This is a genomic window from Sphingomonas sp. BL-S-28, assembly GCF_055521515.1.
The window spans coordinates 697598-714771 of sequence record NZ_CM145483.1 but is presented as its reverse complement, the minus strand read 5'-3'; the positions used below and the strand labels follow the sequence as shown (position 1 = coordinate 714771).

Annotated in this window: 13 protein-coding genes and 2 pseudogenes; 12 read left to right on the top strand and 3 right to left on the bottom strand. The window is 62.6% G+C overall.

The genetic code is table 11. From position 1 onward, the window contains the following. Positions 1-114 precede the first annotated feature (114 nt). The 8 genes from kdpF to ACZ1JC_RS02955 all read left to right on the top strand — a co-directional run bounded on the left by kdpF (position 115) and on the right by ACZ1JC_RS02955 (position 9624). Positions 115-204, top strand: coding sequence for a K(+)-transporting ATPase subunit F (kdpF, locus tag ACZ1JC_RS02990; RefSeq protein ID WP_232493295.1), 90 nt, complete (start codon positions 115-117; stop codon positions 202-204). Between the two features lie 10 nt (positions 205-214). Beyond that, positions 215-1930, top strand: a complete 1716-nt coding sequence (gene kdpA / locus ACZ1JC_RS02985) for a potassium-transporting ATPase subunit KdpA (RefSeq protein WP_465139386.1) — start codon at positions 215-217, stop codon at positions 1928-1930. 12 nt (positions 1931-1942) lie between these two features. Continuing rightward, positions 1943-4003: a potassium-transporting ATPase subunit KdpB gene (gene kdpB, locus ACZ1JC_RS02980; protein ID WP_465139387.1), complete on the top strand. Its 2061-nt coding sequence runs from the start codon at positions 1943-1945 to the stop codon at positions 4001-4003. Between the two features lie 11 nt (positions 4004-4014). After that, the gene (gene kdpC, locus ACZ1JC_RS02975; protein ID WP_465139388.1) at positions 4015-4605 is read left to right on the top strand and encodes a potassium-transporting ATPase subunit KdpC; all 591 of its coding nucleotides are present in this window, start codon (positions 4015-4017) and stop codon (positions 4603-4605) included. Next, on the top strand, positions 4602-7271 hold the full coding sequence (locus ACZ1JC_RS02970; protein WP_465139389.1) for a DUF4118 domain-containing protein: 2670 nt from the start codon (positions 4602-4604) through the stop codon (positions 7269-7271). The genes kdpC and ACZ1JC_RS02970 overlap by 4 nt, the downstream gene beginning before the upstream one ends. Then, positions 7268-7966 (top strand): response regulator transcription factor, encoded by a 699-nt coding sequence (locus tag ACZ1JC_RS02965; RefSeq protein WP_465139390.1) that lies wholly within the window; start codon positions 7268-7270, stop codon positions 7964-7966. Before ACZ1JC_RS02970 ends, ACZ1JC_RS02965 begins: the two co-directional genes overlap by 4 nt. A 250-nt stretch (positions 7967-8216) precedes the next feature. Further along, the gene (locus tag ACZ1JC_RS02960; RefSeq protein ID WP_465139391.1) at positions 8217-8546 is read left to right on the top strand and encodes a hypothetical protein; all 330 of its coding nucleotides are present in this window, start codon (positions 8217-8219) and stop codon (positions 8544-8546) included. Positions 8547-8805: 259 nt separating this feature from the next. Beyond that, positions 8806-9624, top strand: a complete 819-nt coding sequence (locus ACZ1JC_RS02955) for a TorF family putative porin (protein ID WP_465139392.1) — start codon at positions 8806-8808, stop codon at positions 9622-9624. A 256-nt stretch (positions 9625-9880) separates the two neighbouring features. Here the strand turns inward: ACZ1JC_RS02955 and ACZ1JC_RS02950 are convergent. Further along, a pseudogene (locus tag ACZ1JC_RS02950) lies at positions 9881-10006 on the bottom strand (dihydrodipicolinate synthase family protein); the annotation flags it as partial. Positions 10007-10267: 261 nt separating this feature from the next. Here ACZ1JC_RS02950 and ACZ1JC_RS02945 point away from each other — a divergent pair. The 4 genes and pseudogenes from ACZ1JC_RS02945 to ACZ1JC_RS02930 all read left to right on the top strand — a co-directional run bounded on the left by ACZ1JC_RS02945 (position 10268) and on the right by ACZ1JC_RS02930 (position 13021). Then, positions 10268-10537, top strand: coding sequence for a hypothetical protein (locus ACZ1JC_RS02945; RefSeq protein ID WP_465139393.1), 270 nt, complete (start codon positions 10268-10270; stop codon positions 10535-10537). A 15-nt stretch (positions 10538-10552) separates the two neighbouring features. After that, positions 10553-11062 (top strand): methyltransferase domain-containing protein, encoded by a 510-nt coding sequence (locus tag ACZ1JC_RS02940; protein WP_465139394.1) that lies wholly within the window; start codon positions 10553-10555, stop codon positions 11060-11062. Between the two features lie 333 nt (positions 11063-11395). Continuing rightward, positions 11396-12669: pseudogene (lysA, locus tag ACZ1JC_RS02935) on the top strand (diaminopimelate decarboxylase). Between the two features lie 166 nt (positions 12670-12835). Beyond that, complete coding sequence (locus ACZ1JC_RS02930) at positions 12836-13021, top strand: hypothetical protein (RefSeq protein WP_465139395.1); 186 nt, start codon at positions 12836-12838, stop codon at positions 13019-13021. A 104-nt stretch (positions 13022-13125) separates the two neighbouring features. Here the strand turns inward: ACZ1JC_RS02930 and ACZ1JC_RS02925 are convergent, their stop codons facing one another. Both ACZ1JC_RS02925 and ACZ1JC_RS02920 read right to left on the bottom strand, forming a co-directional pair. Next, on the bottom strand, positions 13126-14601 hold the full coding sequence (locus tag ACZ1JC_RS02925) for an esterase-like activity of phytase family protein (protein ID WP_465139396.1): 1476 nt from the start codon (positions 14599-14601) through the stop codon (positions 13126-13128). After that, positions 14591-16930 (bottom strand): TonB-dependent receptor, encoded by a 2340-nt coding sequence (locus ACZ1JC_RS02920; protein ID WP_465139397.1) that lies wholly within the window; start codon positions 16928-16930, stop codon positions 14591-14593. The genes ACZ1JC_RS02925 and ACZ1JC_RS02920 overlap by 11 nt, the downstream gene beginning before the upstream one ends. Positions 16931-17174: the final 244 nt, after the last annotated feature.

Below are 17174 nucleotides of genomic sequence, written 5' to 3'. Positions count from 1 at the left end.
CTTGCAGGAGCAATACCATGCAGGACATCCTCTGGATCGGCCTGACCCTCGCGTTGCTAGCGGGTAGCCTTGGCTACGTCGCGCTGTGCAACAAGGCATGAGGGGCGCCCGATCATGACCATCGATCTCTGGCTGGCGGCAATCACCGCGCTTGGCCTTCTCGTCTATCTCGTAGCCGTGCTCGCGCGGCCCGAACGCTTCTAGGAGCGCCTCCATGACCGTTCAGGGATGGCTGCTGATCGCAGCCTTCGTCGGCATTCTGCTGGCGCTTACCAAGCCGATGGGGATGTGGCTCCACGCGCTTTACGAAGGGCGCCGTACGCCGCTCCATGCCGTTCTCGGCCCCGTCGAGCGCGGGTTCTACAAGCTTTCGGGCATCGATCCCGATGAGGATCAGTCCTGGCGCCGTTATGCGGTGCATATGCTGGTGTTCAACGCCGCTCTGCTGCTGTTGACCTATGTTCTGCTGCGCGCGCAGGGCCTGCTGCCGCTCAATGACCTGGGCTATGCCGGTATAGGTGCGGACGGCGCGTTCAATACTGCCGTCAGCTTCACCACCAATACCAATTGGCAGTGGTATTCGGGCGAGGCGGCGATGAGCAATCTTTCGCAGATGCTCGCGCTGACCATTCACAACTTCCTTTCGGCTGCGACCGGCATTGCCCTGGCTTTCGCGTTCTTCCGCGGCTTTGCGCGGCGCAGCGCCACCGGCATCGGCAACTTCTGGGCCGACATGACGCGCGTCACGCTCTATCTGCTGCTGCCGATCTGCGTCGTCTATGGCCTCTATCTGATCGCCAGCGGCGTGCCGCAGACGCTTGCCGCCTCGGTCGACGTATCGACGCTGGAAGGCGTCAAGCAGACGTTGGCGTTGGGCCCGGTGGCTTCGCAGGAAGCGATCAAGATGCTCGGCACCAATGGTGGCGGCTTCTTCAATGCCAACTCGGCCCATCCGTTCGAAAACCCGACTGCGCTGACCAATCTGGTGCAGATGCTCTCGATCTTCGCGATCGGCGTCGGCCTCACCTGGTGCTTCGGCAAGGCCGTGGGCAATACCCGCCAGGGCTGGGCGATCCTTGCTGCGATGCTGACGATCTTCCTCGTCGGCGTGGGCGTGGTCTACTGGCAGGAATCCGCAGGCAATCCGATCCTTCACAGCCTCGGCGTCGGCGCCAATGGCATGGGGGGCAACATGGAAGGCAAGGAAGTCCGCTTCGGCATCGTCGGCTCCTCGCTCTTCGCGGCGGTGACCACGGCCGCCTCGTGCGGCGCGGTCAATGCCATGCATGACAGCTTCACGGCGCTGGGCGGCATGATCCCGCTGTTCAACATCCAGCTGGGCGAAGTCGTGGTCGGCGGCGTTGGCGCGGGCATCTACGGCTTCCTGCTGTTCGCGATCCTGGCCGTCTTCGTGGCCGGCCTGATGGTGGGCCGTACTCCCGAATACGTCGGCAAGAAGATCGAGAGCCGCGAGGTCAAGCTGGCCGTTCTGGCGATTGCGGTGCTGCCGCTGATCATCCTGGGCGGAACGACGATCGCCTCGGTGCTGCCGGCTGGTCTGGCAGGCCCTTTGAACAAGGGCCCGCACGGGTTCTCCGAGATCCTCTACGGTTTCACCAGCGCGGTGGGCAATAACGGCTCGGCCTTTGCGGGTCTGACTGCGGGCACGCCGTTCTACAACGGCATGCTGGGCGTCGCCATGTGGCTCGGCCGCTTCTTCGTCATCATCCCGATGCTGGCGATCGCGGGCAGCCTTGCCGCCAAGAAGTACACGCCCGAGACTGCAGGCAGCTTCCCCACCACGGGTCTGCTGTGGACCGGCCTGCTGATCGGCATCGTGCTGATCGTTGGCGGGCTGACCTTCCTGCCCAGCCTCGCGCTTGGTCCCATCGCCGATCATCTCGCGATGATCCGTGGCCAGCTTTTCTAAGGACTTACCGATATGGCTCGGTCCGCAAAGACTTCAGAAAACAAATCCCTGTTCACGGCTGACCTGATTGCCCCGGCGATCGGTGATGCCTTCCGCAAACTCAACCCCAAGGAACTGATCCGTAACCCGGTGATGTTCACCACTGCCGTGGTGGCCACGCTGCTGACCGTGCTGCTGATCGTCGGGCATGACGGCCTTGCCGCCGGCTTCAAGATCCAGCTGGTGCTGTGGCTTTGGCTCACCGTGCTGTTCGGCACTTTTGCCGAAGCGCTGGCGGAAGGGCGCGGCAAGGCGCAGGCCGCTTCGCTGCGCGCCACCAAGGCGGAACTGACCGCCAAGCGCCTGAAAGGTGACGGTTCCCGCTTCGACAGCGTGGCCGCCAGCCAGCTCAAGAAGGGCGACGTGGTGCTGGTGCAGACGGGCGACCTGATCCCTTCGGACGGCGAAGTCATCCTTGGCGTCGCCTCCGTCAACGAGGCCGCGATCACCGGCGAGTCCGCGCCGGTGATCCGCGAGGCGGGCGGCGACCGCTCGGCGGTGACGGCAGGTACCCGCGTCATCTCGGACGAGATCCGCGTGCGCGTTACCGTCAATCCGGGGCAGGGCTTCCTCGACCGCATGATCGCGCTGGTCGAAGGGGCAGAGCGCCAGAAGACGCCCAACGAGATCGCCCTGACCCTGCTGCTCGTCGGTCTGACGATCATCTTCCTGATCGCCGTCGCGACCATTCCGGGCTTTGCCAGCTATGCGGGCGGCTCCGTGCCGGTCTCGATCCTGGCGGCGCTGCTGATCACCCTGATCCCGACGACCATCGCGGCGCTGCTCTCGGCCATCGGCATTGCCGGCATGGACCGTCTGGTGCGCTTCAACGTGCTCGCCAAGTCGGGCCGCGCGGTGGAAGCGGCGGGCGATATCGACGTGCTGCTGCTGGACAAGACGGGCACGATCACCATCGGTGACCGTCAGGCCACCGAGTTCCGCCCGGTCGGTGGAGCAAGCGTGAGCGAACTGGCCGAAGCGGCGCTGCTGGCCAGCCTTGCCGACGAGACGCCGGAAGGCCGCTCGATCGTCGTACTGGCGCGCGAGAAGTTCGGCTTTGCCGGCACCCGTCTGCCGGAAGGGACCGAGATCATCCCGTTCACCGCGCAGACCCGCATTTCCGGTGTCGATACCGGTGCCAAAAACGGACGGCGCGTGATCCAGAAGGGCGCGGTGCAAGCGATCCTGCGGGCAAACCCGGATGCGGGCAGCACCGCAGCCGCAACCGAACTGCGCCGGATTACCGACGAGATCGGCCGCGCCGGCGGCACCCCGCTTGCTGTTGCCGCCGATGGCCGCCTGCTGGGCGCGATCTTCCTGAAGGACATCGTCAAGGCGGGCATCCGCGAACGCTTCGGCGAACTGCGCACCATGGGCATCCGCACGGTGATGATCACCGGCGATAACCCGCTGACCGCCGCCTCCATCGCGGCCGAGGCGGGCGTGGACGACTTCCTTGCCGAAGCCACGCCGGAGGACAAGCTGGCGCTGATCCGCAAGGAACAGCAGGGCGGCCGCTTAGTCGCCATGTGCGGGGACGGTACCAACGACGCTCCTGCCCTTGCGCAGGCGGACGTGGGCGTGGCCATGAACACCGGAACGCAGGCCGCGCGCGAGGCGGGCAACATGGTCGATCTCGATAGCGATCCGACCAAGCTGATCGAGGTCGTCGGCCTCGGCAAGCAGCTCTTGATGACGCGCGGCGCGCTGACCACGTTCTCGGTCGCCAATGACGTTGCCAAGTACTTCGCGATCATCCCGGCCATGTTCATCGTGCTCTATCCGGGGCTGGCGGTGCTCAACGTCATGCATCTGGGCACGCCGCAGAGCGCGATCCTGTCCGCCATCATCTTCAACGCGCTGATCATTCCCTGCCTGGTACCGCTGGCGCTGAAGGGCGTGAAGTACAAGCCGATGGGGGCAGGCCCGCTGCTGGCGCGCAACCTGGCAGTCTACGGCCTTGGTGGCATCGTCGCACCGTTCATCGGCATCAAGCTTATCGACCTGGCCGTCAACGGCCTGGGTCTCGCCTGAGGAGGCGAACCATGAACAACGATATTGTATCCTCGCTACGCCCCGCATTCGTCATGACCGGCCTTTTTGCCGTGCTGCTGGGCATCGCCTACCCGCTGGCAATGACCGGCATCGGGCAAGCGGTGTTCCCCAGTCAGGCAAATGGCAGCCTTGTCCGGGAAAACGGCAAGGTGATCGGTTCGACGGTAGTCGGGCAGGCCTTCACCTCCGACCGCTATTTCCAAACCCGCCCCTCGGCAGCGGGCAAGGGCTATGACGGGCTGGCATCCTCCGGCTCGAACCTTGGCCCGGCCTCGCAGGCGCTGCATGACCGTGTGAAGGAGCAGGTCGCCACGATGAAGGCGGCTGAGCCGGGCAAGCCCGTCCCCGCAGACCTCGTAACCACATCCGGCTCGGGCCTCGATCCCGACATCACGCCCGAGGCGGCCTACTATCAGGTTGATCGTGTCGCGCGCGTGCGCGGCATCGATCCGGGGACGCTTCGGCATATGGTGGACGAGAGCGTAGAGCAGCCGCTGCTCGGCTTCATTGGCGAGCCCCATGTCAACGTGTTCGAACTTAATCGACGACTGGACGGAATCGGCATTAAGCAAAGCAAGTGACCGATAACGACAGACCATCTCCAGAGGCCCTCCTGCGCGCTGCCGCGCAGGAGGGCCGCGGCCGACTCAAGATATTCCTGGGCGCCGCTCCCGGCGTCGGCAAGACCTGGGAAATGCTTACCGAAGGACACCAGAGGCGCAATGCCGGGGTGGACGTGGTCGTGGGCGTTGTGGAAACGCATGGCCGGCGCGAGACCGAGGCGCTGGTGCAGGGCCACGAAGTGATCCCGCGTCGCGAAGTCGATCACATGGGCCACAGCCTTGACGAGATGGACATCGACGCCATCCTCGCGCGGCACCCCGGACTGGTGCTGGTGGACGAACTGGCCCACTCCAATGCCCCCGGCAGCCGTCATCCCAAGCGGTATCAGGATGTCGAGGAACTGCTCGATGCCGGGATAGACGTCTATTCCACGATCAATATTCAGCACATCGAGAGCCTGAACGATGTCGTCGCCTCGTTCACGCGGGTGCGGGTGCGCGAGACGGTGCCCGATTCCATCCTCGAACAGGCCGAGATCGAGGTCGTCGACATTCCGCCCGATGAGCTGATCGAGCGGCTGAAGGACGGCAAGGTCTATATCCCGCATGAAGCGACGCGGGCGCTGGGCCACTTTTTCTCCAAATCCAATCTTACCGCCTTGCGCGAACTGGCGCTGCGCCGCGCGGCACAGGCGGTGGATGCGCAAATGCTGGAGCATGTGCGCGCCAATGCCCTGGCCGGCACCTTCGCGGCGGGCGAGCGCATCGTCGTTGCCATCAGCGAATATCCCCATGCCGCCGGATTGGTGCGTGCGGGAAAGCGCATGGCCGATGCCCTTAAGGCGCCATGGACCGTGGTGCATATCGAAACCCAGCGCGACCAGCATTTCAGCGAGGCCGAGAGGCGCCAACTGGCCGATACGCTGGCGCTTGCATCGAGATTGGGGGCGTCGACCGCCAGCATTCCGGCCACCACGGTCGTCGAAGGCCTTGGCATTTTTGCGCGCGATGCGCGTGCGACTCAAATCATCATCGGAAAATCGAACCGCTCGTGGTGGTTCGAGCAACGCCACGGTTCGGTTGTGGACCGACTGGTGCGCTCGGTCGGCGATATCGCCATTCATGTCCTGCCCTCCGGTCCCGAGCAGGGCGCTACCGTGCAGAAGCGCGAGGCGCCGCGCGGTCATTGGGGGCAGCCCAGCGACTATGTCTGGTCCTTGTTGATGGTGGCCGGCATCACCATTCTCGGGCGGCTGCTCATAGAGGCGATCGCGCTTGGCAATATCGCGTTGCTGTTCCTGATCCCGGTCATGTTCGCGGCAGCGACATTCGGATTGCGGGCAGGGCTCTTCGCCGGCCTCGTGGCCAGCCTTGCCTATAACTTCTTTTTCCTGCCGCCTACGGGCACGCTGACCGTCAACAATCCCGAGAACGTGATCTCGATTCTGGTGCTGCTGGGGGTTGCGATCGTCACCAGCCAGTTCGCCGCGCGCGTTCGGGCGCAAGCGGATTTGGCAGGTTCCAGCGCGCGACAGAATGCTGCGCTGGCCAGTTTTTCGCGCCAGCTTACGACTGCGCCCACGCGTGATGAACTGATGCAGGCAATCTGCGCGGAAGTCGCGCGCCTGCTGGACGTGCGCGCGGTGGTCCTGCTGCCTTCGGCCAACGGACCCGACCTTCGGGCCGCCTACCCACCGGAAGACAAGCTGGACCAGATCGAAATGGCGGCAGCCCAGTGGGTGATCGACAACGAACAGCCGGCGGGCCGCGGCTCCGCCACGCTGACCGCTTCGGACTGGCTGTTCCATCCGCTGGGAACGACCCGCGGCGTGCTGGGGGTTCTGGGCATTGCGCGCAGTGACGCGCGCGATCCTCTGCGTTCCGATCAGGTGCCGCTGCTGATGAGTTTGCTCGATCAGGCCTCGATCGCGTTCGACCGGATGACGCTGGAAGAAGAGAACATGCGCGCCCGCCAGATCGACGAGCGGGACCGCCTGCGCTCTGCGTTGCTCTCCTCGGTCAGCCACGATCTGCGCACGCCGCTCACCACCATCATGACCGCTGCACAGGAAATGAAGCGCCATCCCTCCGCCGCTCTGGCCGATGCGATCGAGACGGAGGCACAGCGGCTCAACCGTTTCGTCGCCAACCTGCTCGACATGGCCCGGGTCGAAGCGGGGGCGCTGCCACTGAAAGTGGAGGCGACCGACTTGTTCGATGCGGTGGCAGGTGCGGTTCACGATACGCGTGCGTCGCTGCAAGATCACGGTGTGAACGTGGATATCGTTCCGGACATTCCGCTCGTCCGGGTCGATCCCGTGTTGCTGCACCACTGCCTGATCAACCTGCTCGACAATGCGGGCCGTTACGCCGATTCGGGCACCCCGATCCTCATCCGCTGCCGCCGCCTGCCGGATGCCCTTGCGCTTTCGGTGATCGACCAGGGGCCCGGCATTCCGCCGGGTCAGGAAAAGCGCGTCTTCGAGACATTCACACGGCTCGAAGGCTCCGACCGGGTCCGCCACGGCACCGGGCTCGGCCTCGCGATCGTCAAGGGTTTTGCCGAGGCGATGGGGCTCTCGGTGGAGGCCAGCAACAATGACGATCCATTGGGGGCCTGCTTTACCATTCGCATTCCCGAGGCGCTGGTCGTACCGCACTTCGACAATAAGGAAGTCCTATGAAAATCCGCCACAAGGTTCTCATCGTCGATGATGAACCCCACATCCGGCGCCTGATCCAGACCGCGCTCGCCCGTGCCGATTACGCGACGCTGGAGGCAGAGAATGCGCGAGAGGCGCTGGATCGGTTGCGGCAGGAACGACCGGAGATCGTGTTGCTAGACCTTGGCCTTCCCGATCGCGACGGGCTGGAACTGGTTCCGATCATCAAGCAGAATGCCGAAACCACGCTGATCATCGTTTCCGCGCGTGACGCGATCGAAGAAAAGGTGACCGCGCTGGATCTGGGCGCGGACGACTATTTGACCAAGCCTTTCGATACGGCCGAGCTTCTCGCCCGGGTGCGCGTGGCGCTGCGCAACCGCATGACCCGCGATGGCGGGGTGCCGGCGATCGAGGTTGGCGATCTTTCCATCAACCTGCTTGAGCGCAAGATCATGAAGGCGGGCAAGGAAGTGCATCTGACGCCCAAGGAATATGCCGTGCTGGCCCAGCTCGCAAAGTATCCCGGGCGCGTCATCACGCATGATCAGATCATGCAGCATGTCTGGCCTAACGAATCCGAACGCCATGTCGAGTATCTGCGCGTTCTGGTGCGGACATTGCGGCAGAAGCTCGAAGTGGATCCCCAGCGTCCCCAGATCATCAGCAACGACGTTGGCATCGGCTACCGCCTTCGCCTGCCGGAAGACGAATGACCGGCGGAAATCGCAACTGACAATCCTATGCAATCTCTACGCCGGGAGCAGCTTTCGACAGTTACATATGAATTACATATGATTGCAGCGTACTTGCGCGTAGACGGCGCCCGAGTAATGAAATCTCTATGGCGAGCGGCGTTCCTCGCTCTCGAATTGCTATGCGTTGCCGATTAATTGGAGAGCCTCTTTTGGGAGGCGCTCGATGGCCAGATGGCATGAAACTTGGGCTGCGCGGATCGGTTTGCGCTTGGGCGGTGCTGCCGTTCTGGGGGCGGGTTATTGGATCGGATCGGTGCTTTACGCCCGCGTCCATCTGCATCCGCCGCAGCAAGCGAGCGCCGCAGAGCTTGGCCTTTGCCTAGTTCTGGTCATGCTGCTGGTAGTCGGCAATGCCCTGTTCTTCGTGGGCCCCGGACTGTGGAAGCAGGTCGAGATTCCGGCACGGTGGCATGCGGCGCTCACGGAGTCGCGGGAATTTGAAATCTTCCCCTACCGCGATTCAGCGGATGCCGGCGGAATCCTGACCATGAAACGTGAACGTGAGATCAAGGCGGGCAAGATGAACTCGCCGGCCTGAATGCCCTATGTGCCGATCGGGAAAGCCAGAAAGCTTCGTCCGACACTTCGGGTCGCAAACATACCTCAATAGAATCTCGAAACCTTTTCTGTCGCTCAGGTCGGTTTTTTTCCTGCCATAAATATTCATCTGAGAGTGGCGGAATTATAAAATTACTATGCGATTGCCGCTTGCTCGCTCTCGATATCAAATGCGGTACCGATCTACTTGGGCATCCTCGAATCGCCGCGCCAAATGGCGGGCAATCCATGAGGACATAATGAAATCTATCGCTATTGCTGCCGCCCTTGTCGCCGGTCTTGCTCCGTTCGCCGCTCAGGCTCAGGAAGAGGCGCCCAGCGCCATAACCGTCTCCGGATCGGCGACCATCGCTTCGGACTATCGCTTTCGCGGCGTTTCGCAGTCAGACAAGAACATGGCTATTCAGGGCGGACTTACCGTAAGCCATGACAGCGGCGTCTATGTCGGCACCTGGGCCTCGAACCTTTCCGGCTGGGGCGCTTTCGGCGGCGCCAACATGGAACTGGACCTGATCGGCGGCTACAAGGCCAAGCTGAGCGATCATGCGACACTGGACGTTGGCCTGACCTGGTACATGTATCCGGGCGGTGCCGACAATACCGACTTCGCCGAACCTTATGTGAAGCTGTCGGGCACGACTGGCCCGGCAACACTGACCGCCGGCGTCGCCTATGCACCGAAGCAGTACGCGCTTGCCAACGTGTCGAACGCGCCGAACAGTCGCGGTCAGAAGGAGGACAATCTGTACCTCTGGGGTGACGGTGCATTTGCGATCGCAGGCACGCCGCTGACGGCCAAGGCGCATGTCGGCTATTCGGACGGTAATCCCGGTCTTGGCCCCAATGGGACCAGCGTGGCGCCGACCGGCACGTATTGGGACTGGTCGATCGGCATGGATGCCGCGTGGCGGAACCTCACCTTCAACCTCTCCTATGTCGATACGGACATTACCCGTGCTGAATCGGCCGCCTTGCAGCCGAACTTCAGCAAGGGCCAGGATGGTACCGGTTCCATCGCCGATGCCGCCGTCGTCGCCTCTCTGACGGCAGCATTCTAAAGCAGTTTTCCACCCGACTACGTCGGATGGACTGCTCTAAGATTCTGGTTTGGCGCATTTTCCGAGTCATCAGGTGATCCCACCTGATTAGAAAATGCCCTAACGGGGGAGAGCCCGGCATAGGAGGAGTGCCGGGCTCTTTTTCCGTACTGGGGCATGGCGCCAGCCTGCTCGAAGCGTCCTTCCTGGACCATGATCGCAATCGTCGCCAGTTTACGGCCTAGTCCAACATTAAGCGTCAGGGGCGCAGCGCTCTGCCGCATGCGGCCAATCCGGATGAGCCTTGTTCGATCAGCCAGCCAACGTGATCGCGAAGCGCCGCTTCGTCGATTCTGTCGTCCCGAAAAGGTGTGGGGATCGCGGGAATAGAGCCAGAGAACATGAATGCGTCTCCTGAGGGTCAAGGAGACGGGTAAATACGAAAGGAAGGATATGAATTCGAGACAGGCTTCCAATTGGGACCGTATGATTTTCATTGAATTTTATAGATGGCGGCAGTCTGGGCAGTTCTGTCTTGGCATATGAAAAATTCAATGGATTTTCATGGGTGTCGATCTGGAATTGAAACGGAGAGACTTATAACTTCGCTACCTCGGTCGCTAAGTTGCAGGCCGAACAATTGCGTAGCTTTAAGGAGCTCTTCGTGATCGAATCCGCAAACTCTCCGGAGCCTGACCGACGCGCGTCGGTGATTTACGTCGGTCAGGATCAAGCCGGGCATTGGCTCGTGCAGGAAAACCACGGTCTTCTAGAAGGCCGTTTCATTTCACGCCACGCTGCATGGCGATTTGCGCGTGACGAGGTTCATGCCTTTCCTGGCGCCGTCATCGTCTTCACGACGGACTGGATCGTGCCGGCCATTCCATTCGAACCTGTGCCGGCATCGGCTCAGAACCTAGAATGCGCGGCGTGAAGGGTGGGAAAGGCAATGCACTATTCTCTATCTCTGCCGACCGGATCGCCGTGGCCGATCGTTTCGATCGGAGTCAGCGTGCTAGATCCCCGCGCGACCCTTTCCGCCGAGAGCGATCCGCGTTGGAGATCGATTCTGGGTCGTTTGAAATCGCTGCGCAAGCGCGGGCGCCGATCTGTGCGCATCGTCGATATCAATTGCGGGAACGGCGCCCTGCTTATCGCGGCGGCCAGGAAGGCTCGCTCATTGGGATTTCTCGCGATCGAGTGCCTCGGTATCGATCGGGACTGCAATGCCATAGAGGAGGCGTGCCAGCGCGCGCTTCGATCGGTTGATTCTGCAATCGGCTTGAGCTTTGAGGTTCGTGAGCCGCTTGCCCAGCTTGAAATGGAGGCAGAATTTCCGGCTGATATCCTGCTGTACGAAGCGTCGGCGCATCCCGGCAAACACCTGCGAGAGGCTGTAAGGCGGGCAGGTGACCTGACGCTGCGCGTCGCGCCTTCGCCAAAGAGGGGCTGCGCATGACGCGCCGGGATTTGCTGTGGCGCGGGCTGGGTGGGCTCCTCTTTATCGGAGCGCCGTCCATCGTGTGGTCCACTGCAACCGATGGTGAGGGGGCAGGCACGGCTGTTACCATGATTTGCATGGCGATGATGATTTTCGGCCTTGTGCTGCTTGTACAAGGGAAAAAGGTCGCTCTTGCATGGCGGGTCGAAAGCAGTCCGCACCGAATGCTCCCGGCGATGATCAGGTCGCGTCGCCGCGAACGGCGCATGAGGCGACGGCCTTAGAGACCGTTTGAAAATTCGCGAAATGCGAATTTTGCGGCACCGGCCCTCTCCCCTTCAGGATATTTCCATGAAATCCTTTCATTTCGAGGCCGGCGTCATGCACGCCGAAGGTGTGCCGCTGGCAGCAATTGCAGAGGCAGTTGGCACGCCCGCTTACGTCTATTCCGCTGGCACGCTGCGGGGTGCTGCGCGCCGGTTCCGCTCTGCGTTGGCGGCCCTCCCGCGGAAGCGTCTTGCGTTCGCGGTAAAGGCAAACCCGAACCCGGCCATCCTTCGTTTGCTGGCGGACGAAGGTTATGGGGCGGACATCGTATCCGGCGGGGAACTGGCTGCGGCGCTTGATGCCGGAATACCGGCGGATGCGATCATCTATTCAGGCACTGGGAAAACCCGCCGGAAGATCGCCGCCGCGCTCGATGCCGGTATCGGCCAGTTCAACTTGGAACTTGAGGCAGAGGGGCACCTTATATCGAGGCTGGCAAGCGAACGGGGGCTTCGCGCGCCGGTCACCTTGCGGGTTAACCCGGACATTGATGCCGGCACGCATGCCAGATCACAACAGGGCGGCGGGCCAGCAAGTTCGGAGTTCCGATCGATGAGGCGCTTGAGATATTCGATCGGCTTGCGCCGCTCGGCGGGCTCGATCTGCGGGGCATCGCGGTACATATCGGCAGCCAGATCGTCGACCTTGCTCCGCTGGAAGCCGCCTACGAGCGGGTGGGGGAATTGCTTTTTGTGCTGCGGGAGCATGGCCATTGCGTGACCCACGTCGACCTTGGAGGCGGCTTGGGCGTTGGCTATCGCCGCGGTGAGGCAGGTGCCGACATCGAAGGATATGGAGCGATGGTTGCGCGGGTTACGCAGCGCTGGGACGTTGTCTTGATGTTCGAACCCGGACGGTCTGTTGTCGCTGAGGCCGGCGTATTGCTGACCAGCGTAATCTGGACGAAACCCGGCGCAAATCGCCGGTTCGTCATTGTCGATGCCGCAATGAACGATCTTATGCGCCCGGCGCTTTACGATGCGCTGCACGAATTTTCCGCCGTGCAACCCAGTGGGCGGCGGATCGTCGCCGACATAGTCGGGCCTATTTGCGAAACGGGAGACACTTTTGCCATCGGTCGAGAAATCGACAGGGTTGAAACGGGCGATCTTGCGGTGTTTCACACCGTCGGCGCCTACGGCGCTACCATGGCCTCGACGTATAATTGCCGGGCGTTGCCTCCAGAGGTGCTCGTGGAAGGCGACCAATTCGCGATAGTTGCCGAACGGATGGAGGCCAGTGAAATTGCCCGGTTTCGCGCCAGGCGTGACACCGTTTCTGCCGCTCCGGCTGTTTAAGAGGGCAGTGGGTACGCTGAGGAATGGTCGGCATCGGCAGCCGCGCACGATTTCGAGCTAGAGCCCGAACCCCGCAAAACAGCGTATATCTGATTAAATCGCTGGAAGTTTCCCGGCGATATCTTTCGGCTTGGACTCAATTTTGTCGATGCCAAGGCCGCAAGCAATGGATGCTACCTCGATCCGCTCGACGTCCGAATATGTCGCGGCAATGGAGCGGCTGGTAACCGCCGTCCAGGATCTCTCCCGGGCGCGTGATATCAACGCGGTCACGGCCGTCGTGCGGGATCCTGCCCGCAACCTGACCGGGGCCGATGGGGCTACTTCGTTCTGCGCGATGGCGATCTTATAATTGTCGATAGGCGAAGTGCGGCAGGGGTTCCCCCAGGACGGCCTCCATGCATACGCGAGAAATGCGAACGGCGTCGGTTGGTGCTCCGCAACCACGACTGCCCATCAAAGCAAGGGTTCCGGCAGCCTGACCCGATAGGCGAGGATCCGGTTGTCATTGTCGATGTCGGAATCGCAAGGCTGGCCGGACATCCGGCAATGCCGGGCAATGAAATCGTTGTCGTTGCCGACGAACAGGAAATAGTCGGCCGGGTGGTCCGGATCCATCACGGGCGCAAAATCCATCGCTTCCCATTTCTCGGAAAGCGCCGTGATGCTCAATCCGAAGCGGCCCAGTTGCGCCGGATTGAGCAAGTTCACGAACTCGGCCCGCTCGGCAGGCACGATGCCCGGCCGCAGGACGGTGCTGTCCGGTTTCTGCAGAACCGATGCCACGCCGGTTTCGTACTCGGAGCCGGCGATGTTCGTCGCGCCTGCAAGGTCCACCAGCAGGATGGACTTGTAGACGATCGGCCGGTCTCCGTCCGCCCCGCGCCCGGCGGCATCGCGCGCAAGCATCAGGAACCGGTGATCGTCCAGCGCGCGGATCTCGCTCTGCGCAGCGGTGCGATTGGGCGCGCCGCCATCGCCCGTGTCGTTGTAGGCAGGCAGTTGCACCACATAGTGCGCGGCCGGGCGTGACGGCGTAGGCGATGCATGCACATCGTAGGCCAGCACGCGGATGGCGGTGCGGCCGGCCGCATTGCCGGCGGCGCTGTCCTGCATCAGGGCGCTCTGAAGCGTTACCAATAGAGTGCGGCCGTCTGGAGAGAGCGACATACCCTCCGGCCCCTGGTTGTTGCGGCGGCCCGTCTCGGGCGGTTCCAGCGAACCGAAATCGGCCGCGCCGCCCCGCTTCGGTGCCACCGCCGGCGGCGGCTGGATCACGCCGCGCAGTCTGCCGTGCTGATCGAAGTAATAGACATTCGCGGTATATTCGTCGCCGACGTAGAAGCTGCCATCGCGCGTGAACTGCAGGGATTCCGCGTCGAGAGACACCTTCCCGCTGCCGGTCCCGCCAGCCGGAGCCGGCAACAACACGCCGCGCTCGGTCAAAGTACCCGTGCCCGGATCGGCCCCGGTGAACGGTCGCCCGCGAAAGTCCCGCAGTTCAAGACCGCCATCGGGCACGATATCCAGCCGCCCGTCACCCGGCGTAAAACGGATGCGGAAGCGCTCCAGCCGCGCCGGATAATCGAAGAAGAGACGCCCGGCGGGGTCGTTGCGCCCGCGATCCGGCAGCGTCCAGAGCACGCCTTCGTAGTGATCGCCAACCCGCTTCCAACTCCCCGGCGCGATCTGCAGCGAGGAGAAGGAGCCGAGCGTATCGCCCAGGAAATCGATCGTGCCCGCCGGAACCGTGCCGGTGCCTGCCAACCCCAGGTTGGCATATGTCCGCCCGCGCAGCGTCACCTCTTGCGCGCCGGTAGCCTGATCGAGATGCGGCCGCGTAATGACCTCCTCCCCGCTCGCAAGGGCGGGGAGGGCCATGAACAGGCCTGCCGATGCGGCAAGCCCGATCGTCAGTGCCTTAGAAATCAACGCTGAGCGTTCCGAAGAACTGGCGCGGTGCCGAGGAGTGGAACACCACGATAGTGCCCGCCGCATCGTCCGGCGCGAAAACGCTGTTGTCGAGGTTCGCCGCATAGCGCTTGTTGGTAAGGTTGGTGACGTTCAGCGCCAGCTTCGCGCCCTTCACCGCGCCGATCGAGCCGAAATCATAGGTAAGGCCAAGGTCGAAAGTGGTGTAGCCGCCGAAGCTCTGGTCGTTGGTGTAGGTGTAGTAACGGCGGCCGGTATACTTGCCCTGCACCATGGCCGAAACCGCGCCTTGCGTCAGCGTCAGCACGCTGGCCAGCATTTCCTTCGGCGTATCCACTTGCTGCTTGCCCGCGGTCGCCTTCACGACGCAAGTGGTGGTGCACCAGTTCAGGTCATCGTCGTAGGTGGACTTGTTGTAGGATGCCGAGTTGTACCAGCTCATCCACGGCGCCGGCTTCCACAGCACGCCCAGTTCCACGCCGCGGCTGGTGACACTGCCGGCGTTGTGGAAGGAGTTGCCGCAGCCCGGGTTCTGCTGCTGGTTGGTCGGGCAGGGATTGTATTGCAGCAGGCGATTGTCGAACTTCACCCAGTAACCGCTCAGCGCAACCTGCAAAGGACCGCTGACATAGCGATAGCCGCCTTCGACGCTCTTCGACGTTTCCGGCTTCAGCGTCTTGCCTTGCGCGTCCCACACGGTCTGCGTGACCGACTGCGGGCCGAGCTTGAAGCCGCCCTGATACATGGCCATGTTCTCGGCATAGCTGGCGTAGAGTTCGTGGTGCGGGGCGACCTGCCAGTGCACGCCCACTTCCGGCAGGAAGTAGTCCTTGGCGGTCAGCGAACCCGTGGCAAACTGCGTGGTTGCCGGCGGTGCAGCCTTGGCGATGCCGTTCTGTGCCTCTGCGTCCGAACGCGAATAAGTGCCCTTGAAGCCGAAATCGACGGTCAGCGCATCATCCAGCAGCTTCACCGTGTCCTGCACGTAGAACTGGCGCGTTTTCCACTTGGTTTCCTGCACCCACTGCGCGGTATCGGGCTGACCCTTCAGGAACTGCCCGATGTCGAACGGACCGGTGACATTGGCCCAGATGTAGCGGGCGGCGCTGCTCTTGTTCTCCTCAAGCCAGAAGCCCGCCTGAAAGTGGTTGAAGGCCAGATCCCAGCTAAGGCTGCCCAGTGCGCCGGTGCGGTTGATGGTATACCGCGTGTCGCGGATCTGCACCGGCACGTCGTCAGCCGTGGTCGTCGTGCCCTGCTTGGACCAACCGACGATCCAGTTGTTGCCCGCGCCCTTGTCGGTGTGGTGATAGACCTGTGCGTGCGCCTTCAGCGTGCTGGTCACGTCGAAATCGCCGGCGAGATAGAACAGGTTATCGTTGCGGAGGATCTGGCCGTTGGTGAAGGTAACGTCCGAATTCTTCTGCGGCTTCGGCGCGTTGACGCACTTCGTCGGTGCGGTCGGCCCGGTCACCGAGCAATAGGCGACGCCAAGGTAGGAATCCCAGTCCGGCGCATAGCCGCCCCAGTCCCAGCCCAGACGGCTCTGCATGTCCTTGGACAGATAGGCATCGTCCGCCTGATTGGTGCGCGAAAGGTCTGCAAAGGCGGTGATCGTGCCGCCGGTGAATTCGTACTTCGCCTTGGCGTTCAGCTGCTTGCCGGTGGAGCGGTTGTAGTCGCGCTGGTGCACGAACAGGTCCTGCTCGCTGTACTGGCCGGAAACATAGGCCGAAAAGCCGCCATGTTCGCCGGTATCCAGGCGCACGAACGTGCGCAGGCTGTCCGCGCTGCCGAAGCTCTGACTGAACGATGCGCCCATGTCCTTGCGCGGATCGCTGCTGACGTAGATCAGCGCGCCGCCAAGGTTGCTGGTGGAGGCGATGCCAAGCCCGGCAATGCCGGTTGCCAGATCGGCCCGGCCAAGGTTTTCGGAGATCAGCGCGCGGCTGATCGAAAGGCCGTTGTAGTTGTTGTAGGCACCGTCGCCCAGCGGCATGCCGTCCAGCGTATAGCCCAGATGCGTGGTGCTGAAGCCGCGCACTTGCAGCGAGAGCGACTGTTCGTTGACACCCAGCGCGTCGATCGACTGTGCACTGACGCCCGGCAGGAAGTTCAGTGCCTTCTGCACGCTGGTGCCCGGCGGCAGCACGTCGAGGTTCGCCGGCAGCAGGGTGGAGACGGAGCGGGTCTGCCCGCTGCCGATCACGACGATGTCGTGAGTTTCGCCGCCGTCCGTGGCGCCCGGCTCCGCATCTTGCGCCTGCGCCTGAACGGATACCGTGAAACTGGCGGCGACCGCCAGCGCGACAACGGACTTCTGCAACATTCATGCCCCCATGTTTTTCGAAAATGCCGATGGATTCCACGGATCGTGGCGGCTGCTTTTCCGGGGCGGGCCTATTCCACGCGTTGATGACGCTTTCGCTACAATCTGGAAACATAAGAGAAAAATCTGCTTCGGGAGGCGTGCTCGTCCCTTGCATCGCCGATCTCCGCAAGCTCGCTTCACTCTGTCCTTACCGCCCCGGTGAAGTTTTCGACGTTTGGCGCGCCGTGCTGGACGGTTTGCG